Here is an 11250-nt window from a genome sequence, read left to right as displayed (position 1 = left end):
GTCAGCTCACAGGAATGGTTAATGAAAGCGGACCCGCGCTATCGCTGCGGGTACCGGTGATATCGACCACCATTTTTCCGTCAATAGTGGTCTCAAAGGTGATGCCGGTCAGCTTAACCCTTGGCTCCCAGCACAGAATGGCACTGTAACTGGCGGCCATAATTTGCAGGCGCAGGGCTGGATTTTGCGGCTGGTCAATCAACTCCGATAGCAGCGAACCATAAGCGCGGCGCATCACACGTGACCCCACCGGGGTAATCAGTATGTCTGCAATTGACTGGCTAATATGGTCAGCGTCGGTAATGGTCTGCCCGGCGTTGCGGCTCATGCCGAGATAGGTGGCAGTGGTCATTTAATCCCCTCCGTATAATCCCCGCCGCGCAACACACCACCGTGGTCATGGTCATCAACTACCACGCCATTGGATGAGAACTTGCCGCCGGAATGCTCGATATTGCCGCTCATCGTGCCGCCTTTCTTCACGTTCAACGTGCCGGTAGTCAGGTTGTTGGTGCATTCCACTTCGGGTGTATCCAGCAGGATTTTGACCAAGGCAGCACAGGTGATAGTGGGGGCAGTGGCATTTATCGATTCACTGGCATTGATAACCGCCGTTTTGATGCCATCAGCCTGCAACTCGCCGCTCTCAGGTTCATAGTGCAACGTGGCACCGTCAGGAAAAGCGATATACAGGCCATGCGCCGAGGCCGACGGCGGCGGGAAGTTATCAGAGAAAATGCCCGGCAGCACAAAGGCGGTATCCAGTTCGCCGCCGAGGGACAATATCAATACTTGCTCCCCCTCAGACGGTGCCCACCATGATCGCGATTGACCGGCGCGCAGCGTCAGCCAGTTTAACCAGCCGGTGGTATTGTCCCCTGTCGCCACACGGCACAGGGATTGGTCGAGATCGACCTCGGCCACCGTACCAATACGGATCAGGTTGCGCAGCAGGCGCAGAATTTCAGTGATTTGGGTTTGAGTGTTCATGCAGAAAGGATGCCGCCCAACAGGTCAGGCGGCAATTTGTGCGGGTTTGTTCATCGACAGGACAACAGACACTCTACTTTGACAGGCTTTCCATCACGGCATGCTCGACAATGGCAATATCTTGCTGACTGAAACCGAGCAACGGCCGCTCGTCATACTGCACATCTTTGCTGTGCGCGTTTGGACGGTCACGCAGGCCAAAATGATGCACGGCCGCCATCCGTTCCACGCGTCCCACAAATTCGACCACCGCCTCATCAGGGCTGCTGTTGGCTTTCATATAGCGCGTGGTGCGCAACTTGGCGAACATTTCCCGCTTAATCCGGCCCTTGGGTTTACGCAGTGGTTGAGATTTACGGGTGGCATACGGGGTGCCGTCCGGCGCTTGCTGGCGTTTAATACGTTGTTGCTGACTGGCGCGCAGGCGCTTGGCAACCGTCACCGCCAGTGCTTTGCGCGCCTTGGGTGACAGGTTGGCAATCAGCCCGGTCAATGCATCATCAAAGGGTTTCAGCTCATTCATTTAATCCGCTCACCGTGGAAGTAAATTTCTGTTGGTCGGGGTATCGTTTCCGGCAATTGCGGCTCAGGCACATGGTTAACATGCAGTGCGCCGTCTATCTCTTTCACAATGGCCCGCTCAGTCAGTTGCAAGTCGATACGGATATCACTCAGCACATCGCTCATCACATCAACTTTATGAATAAAGCCGGTGCGGCGCTTTTCCTCCGTCGCCATGATGTCCGGTTGATGTTCCCGCAGCCATGCCAGTATCGGCACAAAGAGATAATCAACATCACTGGGAAAATCCTCAATAAATAGCGTGAGCTGATATTGATTTTCGAAAGACAGCGACGGGGCCAGCGTCGAGACAATGCGCCCGCCATCAACAAACATTTTCAGCCGTTCCGGGTTAGTCTGGAACAGCGGCAGGCTGTCGGTTAAGGCTTGGCGCAGCAGTTTGGGTTTTAACATGATGTTGTTCCTGACATTGTTTCACGGCTTCCACTTGCAGCCCGCAGGCCACCAGTGCGGCTTCTAACTGGCGGATATCGGCACTTAAATCACCGTTAACCGCCGGACTGCTGCCCGGTAGTGGGCAACTGTTCACCGTCGGACAGCCAACGTAAATAATCGTTGGGGCTGGCAAACCCGGGTCTTTGGTGCAGCCGGATAACATCATCAGGCAAAGCAGTAGCGAACCAATCACGCAACGCTTTATTTTCATTGAGTAACCTCTGTATTTTCTGTTCACGCGATAATGACAAGGTGCTGGCGTGGCTCAGTGATTGCCGTAATGCCCGCTCATTGTCTGCCTGTTGCCGGGCCTCATCTTGCAGGAGGGTGATCGCGTTGTCCCGGCTCTCAATCCCAGCGGATAAAGTGCCAATCTCAGTCTTGGCGCTGTCTAACTCTGTTTTCAGGCTATGGGCGTGCCACGCCAGCAACCCCATCATCGAAAGGTATAAAATGATTATTGTGCGCATATCAGACCCCGCTCAGGCAGTGTGTTTGTTCAGTGGCGCGCCGACGTTCCAGCCCTTTGGTTTTCACGCCATTGACGTACACCCAGCGCGGTAACTGATTGCAGGCGCTGCGCCAGTCTCCCTTGTTGATATGAAAGGCAAGCGTCGAGCGACAGGCCGCGCCGGTGCCGACGTTAAAGGCAAACGACACCACCGAGTCATACACTGGTTGCGGCATGGCAACTGGCATACAGACGACGATTGCCCGTTCAACCCGCTGCACATCAGTGACTAGATTGACCGCCACCTGTCGCTCACTGATCACACTGCCCGGCTTAACCCCGGACGTGTGACCGATGCCATTTGTCCAAACGTTGGCGCTGCACTGATAGGCGTTGAGTTGGCAACCCTCATAATCGGCAATCAGTTTTAGCCCGGCGGCTGATGTTTTGAGCGTCTGGTAGTTTGGTAAGGTGGCAGCCAGCGCCAAAATGACCCCGACCAGACAGCGCTTAACGATTGAGGACATCAAACACCTCCTCTCGGATACCCAACTCCTTGAGCAACAGATAACTTTTGCGTCGGTAATACCAGTTGATGATGCAAGTCGTTATCGCGGCAGCCGTCGCCACATAAAACGCCATATCCTGTGGACTCAATGCACCAATAAAAACCAAGATGACAGTGAGTAAATGCGCTAGCCGGGTAATAAATTCTTCCATTTTCAATCCCATAATTGAACGGTTTCACGTTGGGCCGCCGGGGCCATATCGGGCAACTGCACCGGATAACCATGCGGCAGAATGGCCCCCAGTTCCGACAGCCCCGGATTTGCGTCATAGACTTGCTCAAGCACATCTTGTGTGCGGCCGTAATGCCGCCAGCACAGTGCGTCGAGCGTGTCGCCTTGCAACGCGTAAACCCGCATCAGATAAGGCCAATAATGCTGTGGGACTTACCGGCAATGTTACGAATGCTAATCCGCGCATCACGCCACAACTCATCAACCGTGCTTTCAATGGCCTCCGCACGTTTATCACCGCGCGCGCTGGCGTCATAACCGCGATAACGCTCGGCCAGTAGTGCGGCCGTGATGGCACAGACTGCCCGCTGGTACTCGGCCAACAGGATGCTTTCGCCGTCCAGTTGCTCGGCCTGCACCTCGGCCAGTGTCTTGAAACCAGTCGCCATCTGGTCACGGCGGTACTCGTACAGTTCGGCGTTGACCTCAGAGATTGCGCCCTTGATGGTAAAACGCAGGCGCTCGGCGGTGACGGTTCCCTCAAGGCGCAACAATTCGCGCAGTTTTATCGGGTCAACCGCAGGCCAGAAAAAGGTATTTTCAATCACCGGCTCGGCCGTCTTGTCGGGCCGAGGCGCGGGAATAACAACAGTGGTGGTCATGGCAACCTCAATATCAGAATGGGTGGGCGGTGGACGATGGCGTTAACAAAATGAATGCTGTTGCGGCCATCGTGCCGCCCGGCTCGGGGAGCGTTCGGGTTAGCGGCTGGCGGCGTTCTTTAACTTCACGGCCAGTCGCTCAATGTCTTTCTTGACGCCACAACCGGTATGCAGTTGGAGTGCGCGGTGAAGATGGGTAAGCGCCAGTTCGCCCCGGCCACTGTCACGCAGCACATAGCCGGTCATTTTGTGCAGTTTGGCGCGTACCTGGTCGGGCATATCTTCATCTTCCATCAGCTCAATGGTTTGCAGCAGAGGCTCAACATCAACAGGTTTACCGGTGGCATAGGCGCGCGCCGCAGCGTCCGCGACTTCCTCGGCAATCAGGTAAGCTGTTGAGCGGGTAAAGCGGTCAGTTGGTACTAACTGATAACGAAGGGCATAACGGGCGATATCCAGTGCGCCGGGGATATCCCCAGCGTCCAGACGCCAAATCATGATAGTCATGACAATGGCGTCCTGCGCGCCTTTCCCCTCACTTAACACACCCGACACCCACGGCAGATAATCCGGCAAGAGTTGGCGTTTCAGCTCGGCTTTACGCTCGTTTGAACGCACCTGTTTCAGCTTGCGCTTATCTTCATTGAGCTTGAGCAACATCAGCTCGTAGCCGGTGGCGTGGCGCAGCGGGTTATCCCGCTGCTGTGAGGCAGCAATAGCCGACTGCCTCAGAAAGTGGCGGCGCGCAGGACTGGTCATGGCTTATTTACTCCCCTTCGCGGCTGGTGCTTCGCCTGTGGGTTCCAGCACGTTTTCCGCGTTGGCTGTGGCTTCCGGCTTAGTTTCATCCGGGTTAGCAGCCACTTTTACGGCGGCAATAATCGCGGCCGCTAGACCATCGTAATTAGGTGCGTCAGACGCGGCTTTTTTATCTGCGCCAGATTCCGGTTCATCTTTTTTCTGTGGCGGTGGCAAAATCTCGATGTTTTCCACCAGACAGCCGCAGGCGTAATCTTCCACTACATAATCCTGTTTAATGGATTCGTAGTTTTCGATGCGGTCACGCTTAGCGTTCTCATCAATATGGCGGCGGTGCGAATCTTCCAGCCAGTAGATAGACAGGTTATCAAGGCGGGTGATCATGAATGCGTTGGGCGGAAAATAAGGCGCACGGACAGCAGGCAAATTGCCGATACGCTTCTGGCTGATAATTAGGTCAGCGGCGAGGGTTTCGCTGTTCTCTTGCACTTTGTTGACCAGTGGAAAATATTTATCCTGCATCAACTGGCGACCCGTAATGACCACCAACTCAGGGTCTTCTTGATACCACTCGGCAATCATTGAGCTGGCAGCATCCATCACCAGTGCATCCAGATTGACGTAGTTACCCTCGTCACCCACGGTGATTTTATCGGTGACAGTACCGTCCTTAGCCGTAAACGAATCCATCACACGCGCCGGTGCATTGGTGCGATACTTCTGTAACCAGCCCACCGCGATATCCTGCAACAATGGATTTTGTGCACGGTTGGATGTCTTGGCGCGGTGGGTGCCATTGAAGCCTGCCATGATGCGGTCAAGTGCCTGCCGCTTGATAATGGCGTCGCGTAAACGGGTCTGGAAGTCCTGATAACGCGCCCACAGGTCGAGGGTGTTATAGCGAATGTGGAAATCGTAGTTCACCTGTTCACAGAAATATTTCTCACTGTCCAGTGAGGCAAATTCGGCAGTTTCGCGTTCGTCGCCGCCGTCAGTATCGGTGGTGCTGGCAACCGAACCATTGACACCAAGGCCGACCTTTTCGGCGGTCAGCTCGGCGACTGGCACAATATTGATGCTGCTCAGAAATTCTGAGGACTCTTGCACGCGGGTCATGATGGTTTGCGTAACGGAGGGTTCAACACTGAATTTTTTATTCAGGTCGCCGGTTGCTACTCCGTTCAGCTCGGCTTGACGGGTTAGATAGGCATTAAATTTAAAACGGGTTGCTGGGCGCATAATAATCCTGATTCAGTTAAAAAAGGTGTTAATGAAATAACCAGTGGGCCGCACAGCCGGCGGCCAGTGACCCCAACTAGCAGTCGGTCAATACATCGTTTTGATTGTTGCCACCGGTGGATTCCGGGCGCTTGGTCTGGCTAAAGTTTTCAGTGATAGACAGTTTGGTTTCTAGGGACGTAACCCCTTGTTTTCCCTTTTCGATACTTTGCTTAAGCTCTGTCACTTGGTCAGCAAGTTGCTTCTCGATGGACGTAAAGCGGGTTTCAATGGTTTCTCCCTGTTCCTGTACATGCACGGCCACGGCATTCACCGCCTCATGCACATCATTAAAACGGGCGTCGTCGGTGGCCTGTTTGCGACTGAATACTGACTTCACCATGTTGAGCAAAGTGACACCCGGCTCGGCCACGTCTTCAAATTCCAGTTGCACTTCAACCGCCGCAGAAAACAGGTTGTCCGGGTGAGATTTACGGGAGGCCAGTGGGTTGTGTTTGGCTTTGGCGCTAAATTCCAACATTTCGGTGCCAAGGCTGGCGGGGTCATCGGTCACGGCCAGACCAACCAGATAGGCTTTACCGGTATTGGCAAAGTTCGGGCGAATCTCCATCGAGGTATAGATTTTCTGTAGGGCTTTGGTCATCTGCACCAAATCATCGGTTGGGCTGATTTGGGCGAACAACGCGCGCTTACCATTGAGAATGGAATCGTCTTCAATGGTTTCCGCTTTAAGGGCTGAGACGTCGCCATAACGGCGGAAAGTGCTGTCCGGGGAGTAGCTTTTCAGATGCTCCAAATTAATGCGGCAACCGTAGACGCGCGGGTCAAAGGATTCGGCCATTTGGTTGATATCGTCAGCGTCAATCACTCGCCCGTCACAGGTATCACCCTCAACGCCGATACGAAACCATTTTGATACTTTCTTAGCCATAAGTGGCTGCTCCATTCAGTGTGATTATGATTATTCGGTTCGGGGCTTAGTTTCCTGATGTATGGCGGCAGCAACAACGAAAGCCCGTTGTGACGGGGCTGGCACAACAGCGAGGACGCGCAGAGGGTCGGGCTGGTCGCGTAGCCTAATGGCATGAATACAACACCGAGCACCATCATCAGCGACCCACGGCGACAGGCGGCCTTGCTTTACTGGCAGGGCTTTTCTGTGCGCCAAATCGCAGACCAGCTAGCCCTGAAATCGCCGACAGTGCAGAGCTGGAAGAAGCGCGACAGGTGGGACGCCATTGCGCCCATTTCTCGCGTGGAAACCAGCATGGAAGCGCGGTTGATTCAGCTCATCATGAAAGACGCCAAAGAGGGGCGGGACTTTAAAGAGATTGACCTGTTAGGCCGCCAGATTGAACGGCTGGCGCGGGTGAACCGCTACAGCCAGACCGGCAGCGAAGCTGATTTAAACCCGAATGTGGCGAACCGCAACAAAGGGGAGCGCAAGCCCCCGGATAAAAACCTGTTCGGTGAATCCGCTATTGAAAAGCTGGAGTCTATTTTTCACGAAAATATCTTTGATTATCAGCGCAACTGGTTTGAAGCCGGACTTACTCACCGTATCCGCAATATTCTGAAATCGCGCCAGATTGGTGCAACCTTCTTCTTTGCCCGCGAAGCGCTGCTGGACGCCATCACCACCGGGCGTAATCAGATATTCCTGTCCGCCAGTAAGGCACAGGCGCATGTGTTCAAAAGCTACATTATCGATTTTGCCCGTATGGTTGACGTTGACCTGAAAGGCGACCCGATGGTGTTACCGAATGGCGCGCGCCTGTTCTTCCTCGGCACTAACGTCCGCACCGCACAGAGCTACACCGGCAATCTCTATCTTGATGAATATTTCTGGATCCCCAAGTTTCAGGAGCTGCGCAAAGTCGCCAGCGGCATGTCATTACACAAAAAATGGCGTACCACCTATTTCTCCACGCCGTCGAGTCTGGCGCACAGTGCCTATCCGTTCTGGTCTGGTGAGCTGTTCAATAAAGGCCGCCGCAATAAATCCGACCATATCCAACTGGATTTAAGCCACAGCCATTTGGCTCGTGGTGCGCTGTGTGATGATGGTCAGTGGCGGCAGATAGTCACAGTTGAAGATGCACTGGCGGGCGGCTGTAACCTTTTTGACCTCAACCAGCTCTCACTGGAATACGGCCCGTCAGAATATCAAAACCTGTTGATGTGCGAGTTTGTGGACGATCAAGCGTCCGTCTTCCCGTTCGCCGAGTTGCAGGCTTGTATGGTGGACAGTCTGGAAGAGTGGGAAGACTACAACCCGTATTCGTTGCGGCCGTTTGGGCATCGCCCGGTGTGGATTGGTTACGACCCGTCCGAGGCCAACGGCGGCGACAGTGCCGGGTGTGCGGTGATCGCGCCGCCAATGGTGCCGGGCGGCAAGTTCCGCGTATTGGAGCGCCACCAGTGGAAAGGGATGGATTTTGAAGCGCAGGCCAAACATATCGAAGAGCTGACGCAGAAGTATTGTGTGGAATATATCGGTATCGATGCGACTACCGTCGGCCAAGGCGTTTTCCAGTTGGTGCGCCAGTTCTTCCCGGCAGCAAGGGAAATCAAATACACCCCTGAAATCAAAACCGCCATGGTGCTGAAAGCCAAGCACACCATTAATAACGGCCGTCTGGAATATGACACTGGCCACACCGATATCACCCAGTCATTTATGGCCATTCGCAAGACTATGACCGCCAGCGGCAAGAGTTCGACTTATGTTGCCAGCCGCAGTGAAGAAGCCAGCCACGCCGATGTGGCGTGGGCGATTATGCACGCCCTGTTAAATGAACCCCTTACCGCGACATATGGCGGTCACAGCCCTAACTTCTTGGAGTTTTACGGATGAAATCAATGACTTTTACTGCTGGTCAAGTTGACGGCCTGCGCGAACATTTCGAAAACGCGGCCTTTGACTATCAAAAGACGTGGTATCGGGTGGGGCAGACCGGCGTAGCCCGAAATATCACCAAGTCGCGCCAGATTGGGGTCGACTGGCTTTTTGCTTTTGAAGCGTTACTGGATTCCCTCACCACCGGGCGCAATCAGCATTTTTTAACCTGCACCAGACCAAGCGCCTTGAATACCCGCGCTTATATTGCCGAGTTCGGTCGGGTCGTTGGGGTAAACGTGAACCCATGTTCGCTGAATAATATTCTGTTAGGTAATGGCGCACTTATCGCCTTTCACGGTGAAAACAGTCACGCCGCTGCTCATGCCGGGAATGTGTACCTGGGTGAATATGCATGGGCTAAAAACCCACGTTCAATACTGCTCATGGCTAAGGGGATGGCAATGCACAAAAATCATCGTTTAACACTCTATACCACGCCCTCCCGCTCACATACCGCGTTCAAGATTTGGAACGGCTCACTGGGCCATCCACGAAAAGTCGCACCGGTGATACACACCGATAACGGCGTTTTTTGTGCTGATGGCGTATTCCGTCAATCGGTTACGGCTGATGATGCTACTCAGCAAGGCGGCATGTTATGGGGAAAAAATTGGGATAAAGATTGGCTGAAAAAACACATGACGGCGGATGATTTCAAGCTCTTATATTTGTGCGACTGGTCACAAGCGGCAAACAATGCAGAGGAAGTAAAATGAGTAAGCGCAAAGGCCGCAAGGCATTAAGTCGCCCGGCAACTAATCACACCGCCAGCCAACAGCAGCCGGTGGAGGCTTTCACCTTTGGCGAACCCTCCGCCGTTCTCGACAAGCGGGAAATACTGGATTACATCGAATGCACCGGCAACGGTAAATGGTATGACCCGCCGATTAGCTTTGACGGGCTGGCGCGCAGTTTCCGGGCGGCGGTGCATCACAGCTCACCGCTGTATGTGAAACGCAACATACTGGCAAGCACATTTATCCCGCATGCAATGCTCAGTCAGCAAGCCTTTAGCCGCTATGCGCTGGATTATCTGGTGTTCGGCAATGCGTTTTTAGAGGTGCGCCGTAACCAACTGGGCGCACCACTGCGCCTCGACCCCAGCCCGGCCAAGTACACCCGCCGGGGACTTGAAAAAGATTGCTATTGGTTTGTCCAGAACTGGAAAGATGAACACCTGTTCGAAGCCGGGAGCGTTTTTCACCTGATAGAACCGGATATCAATCAGGAGCTTTACGGCCTGCCGGAATATCTCAGCGGCTTAAATTCGGCTTGGCTCAATGAAGCGGCCACGCTGTTCCGTCGCAAGTATTACCAGAATGGCGCTCACGCGGGATACATCCTGTATATGACTGACGCCGCGCAAAGTAGCAGCGATATTGAGGCAATGCGTAAAGCGATGCGCGACACTAAAGGGTTAGGCAATTTCCGCAACCTGTTTATGTACGCACCTAATGGCAAGAAAGACGGTATCCAGATTTTACCGTTGAGCGAAGTCGCCACCAAAGATGACTTTTTTAATATCAAGAACGCCACCCGCGACGACCTGCTCAGTGTGCACCGGGTGCCACCGCAGATGATGGGGATTATTCCCAACAATACTGGCGGTTTCGGTGACGTGGCGAAAGCCTCACAAGTCTTTGTCCGCAATGAGTTAACGCCGTTGCAAGAACGATTGAAAGAGGTGAATGACTGGATAGGGCAAGAGGTGATCCGGTTCAAGCCTTATGAATTAATTAGCGAGGAAGAAAATGAAAAATCAAACTAACCCAAAAATCACAGCGCAACTGGCTGTTGATATTCTTAATCAAGCGTTGTCACTTGACCCGGATTGTATTACTGCGCTGGTATCGCATCGAATAGAGTGTAACGCGACGTTAGCCCATGACTCTGAGGTGATGTGTGGTATGTCTAAAGGCAAATACATGACTGGCGCGCTTGGTATTATCAATTCACTGGTCAAAGACGGCGTTATTGCCGCAAAGTTTACGGATGACAATAAGCTGGCCGCGTTTCAGGTTTACAAATAGTTAACTGATAGTTTTGAACATCATAGCCGCCGAACCGGGCGGCTTTTTCATGCCTGAAAAATAGCCATTCCGCCCCCTCGCACCATACGCCACCAGACGCCCGTCACGCCCTCACACCCTACGAATGCGCATTGACTCTCGACTCAACCGAGCGCAGCACCACGGCCCGCCCAAGATCGATAAATAAGGGTATCAAAACCCTTTGCGCGCAATGCTATCCCCGCCACGCCTGCGCGCTTTGCAGGTCGCTTTTCATGCACTTGCATGAACCATCGGGAACCGCGCCGGAACTGGGGCTAACTGGGAGTTTCTGGCTCAGCTTCATCATGCAAAATCATGCACTATATGCATGCAGCGCTAAAAGTCAGCGCAAAGGATGTAAACCTGACTCCCCTGCCCCGTCTAAATAGCTATTTTTAGCTTCCATGGCTAACTCAGCAATCCATGCTAACGCCACCTC

At 53.5% G+C, this 11250-nt stretch carries 17 protein-coding genes; 4 read left to right on the top strand and 13 right to left on the bottom strand.

Annotated features, from left to right (window positions below; all coding sequences use genetic code 11):
- Position 1 precedes the first annotated feature (1 nt).
- The 13 genes from FTB31_RS09980 to FTB31_RS09920 all read right to left on the bottom strand — a co-directional run bounded on the left by FTB31_RS09980 (position 2) and on the right by FTB31_RS09920 (position 6789).
- Positions 2 to 352, bottom strand: coding sequence for a GPW/gp25 family protein (locus tag FTB31_RS09980; protein WP_227731328.1), 351 nt, complete (start codon positions 350 to 352; stop codon positions 2 to 4).
- Positions 349 to 990, bottom strand: a complete 642-nt coding sequence (locus FTB31_RS09975) for a phage baseplate assembly protein V (RefSeq protein WP_227731327.1) — start codon at positions 988 to 990, stop codon at positions 349 to 351. Before FTB31_RS09975 ends, FTB31_RS09980 begins: the two co-directional genes overlap by 4 nt.
- A 73-nt stretch (positions 991 to 1063) precedes the next feature.
- Entirely contained in the window at positions 1064 to 1513 is a 450-nt protein-coding gene (locus FTB31_RS09970; protein ID WP_227731326.1) for a phage virion morphogenesis protein, read from the bottom strand.
- Positions 1510 to 1965 (bottom strand): phage tail protein, encoded by a 456-nt coding sequence (locus FTB31_RS09965; protein WP_227731325.1) that lies wholly within the window; start codon positions 1963 to 1965, stop codon positions 1510 to 1512. Before FTB31_RS09965 ends, FTB31_RS09970 begins: the two co-directional genes overlap by 4 nt.
- The gene (gene lysC, locus FTB31_RS09960) at positions 1904 to 2173 is read right to left on the bottom strand and encodes an Rz1-like lysis system protein LysC (RefSeq protein ID WP_265102183.1); all 270 of its coding nucleotides are present in this window, start codon (positions 2171 to 2173) and stop codon (positions 1904 to 1906) included. The genes FTB31_RS09965 and lysC overlap by 62 nt, the downstream gene beginning before the upstream one ends.
- Positions 2061 to 2477: an Rz-like lysis system protein LysB gene (lysB, locus tag FTB31_RS09955; protein WP_227731324.1), complete on the bottom strand. Its 417-nt coding sequence runs from the start codon at positions 2475 to 2477 to the stop codon at positions 2061 to 2063. Before lysB ends, lysC begins: the two co-directional genes overlap by 113 nt.
- Position 2478: 1 nt before the next feature.
- Positions 2479 to 2985 carry a lysozyme gene (locus tag FTB31_RS09950; protein WP_227731323.1) on the bottom strand — a complete coding sequence of 169 codons (507 nt, stop codon included), beginning with the start codon at positions 2983 to 2985 and terminating at the stop codon, positions 2479 to 2481.
- On the bottom strand, positions 2969 to 3178 hold the full coding sequence (locus tag FTB31_RS09945; RefSeq protein WP_049679414.1) for a phage holin family protein: 210 nt from the start codon (positions 3176 to 3178) through the stop codon (positions 2969 to 2971). Before FTB31_RS09945 ends, FTB31_RS09950 begins: the two co-directional genes overlap by 17 nt.
- Before the next feature lie 2 nt (positions 3179 to 3180).
- Positions 3181 to 3384 (bottom strand): tail protein X, encoded by a 204-nt coding sequence (locus FTB31_RS09940; RefSeq protein ID WP_167311483.1) that lies wholly within the window; start codon positions 3382 to 3384, stop codon positions 3181 to 3183.
- Entirely contained in the window at positions 3384 to 3860 is a 477-nt protein-coding gene (locus tag FTB31_RS09935) for a head completion/stabilization protein (RefSeq protein WP_088130132.1), read from the bottom strand. The genes FTB31_RS09940 and FTB31_RS09935 overlap by 1 nt, the downstream gene beginning before the upstream one ends.
- Positions 3861 to 3959: 99 nt before the next feature.
- The gene (locus FTB31_RS09930; RefSeq protein WP_088130131.1) at positions 3960 to 4619 is read right to left on the bottom strand and encodes a phage terminase small subunit; all 660 of its coding nucleotides are present in this window, start codon (positions 4617 to 4619) and stop codon (positions 3960 to 3962) included.
- 3 nt (positions 4620 to 4622) lie between these two features.
- The gene (locus FTB31_RS09925; RefSeq protein WP_227731322.1) at positions 4623 to 5858 is read right to left on the bottom strand and encodes a phage major capsid protein, P2 family; all 1236 of its coding nucleotides are present in this window, start codon (positions 5856 to 5858) and stop codon (positions 4623 to 4625) included.
- Positions 5859 to 5934: 76 nt separating this feature from the next.
- On the bottom strand, positions 5935 to 6789 hold the full coding sequence (locus tag FTB31_RS09920) for a GPO family capsid scaffolding protein (RefSeq protein WP_227731321.1): 855 nt from the start codon (positions 6787 to 6789) through the stop codon (positions 5935 to 5937).
- Positions 6790 to 6942: 153 nt separating this feature from the next.
- On the opposite strand from FTB31_RS09920, the gene FTB31_RS09915 reads away from it, so the two are divergent.
- From FTB31_RS09915 to FTB31_RS09900, 4 genes are read left to right on the top strand one after another with little or no spacing between them, the layout of a single operon-like run.
- Positions 6943 to 8715: a terminase ATPase subunit family protein gene (locus FTB31_RS09915; RefSeq protein ID WP_050107432.1), complete on the top strand. Its 1773-nt coding sequence runs from the start codon at positions 6943 to 6945 to the stop codon at positions 8713 to 8715.
- Positions 8712 to 9476 (top strand): terminase large subunit domain-containing protein, encoded by a 765-nt coding sequence (locus FTB31_RS09910; RefSeq protein WP_227731320.1) that lies wholly within the window; start codon positions 8712 to 8714, stop codon positions 9474 to 9476. Before FTB31_RS09915 ends, FTB31_RS09910 begins: the two co-directional genes overlap by 4 nt.
- The gene (locus FTB31_RS09905; protein WP_227731319.1) at positions 9473 to 10528 is read left to right on the top strand and encodes a phage portal protein; all 1056 of its coding nucleotides are present in this window, start codon (positions 9473 to 9475) and stop codon (positions 10526 to 10528) included. The genes FTB31_RS09910 and FTB31_RS09905 overlap by 4 nt, the downstream gene beginning before the upstream one ends.
- The gene (locus FTB31_RS09900; protein ID WP_227731318.1) at positions 10512 to 10790 is read left to right on the top strand and encodes a hypothetical protein; all 279 of its coding nucleotides are present in this window, start codon (positions 10512 to 10514) and stop codon (positions 10788 to 10790) included. The genes FTB31_RS09905 and FTB31_RS09900 overlap by 17 nt, the downstream gene beginning before the upstream one ends.
- Positions 10791 to 11250 lie beyond the last annotated feature (460 nt).

Source organism: Yersinia proxima, from assembly GCF_902170785.1.
Taxonomy (GTDB): Bacteria; Pseudomonadota; Gammaproteobacteria; order Enterobacterales; family Enterobacteriaceae; genus Yersinia; species Yersinia proxima.
The sequence above is the reverse complement of the archived record's forward strand: the minus strand, read 5'-3'. Positions and strand labels throughout refer to the sequence as shown.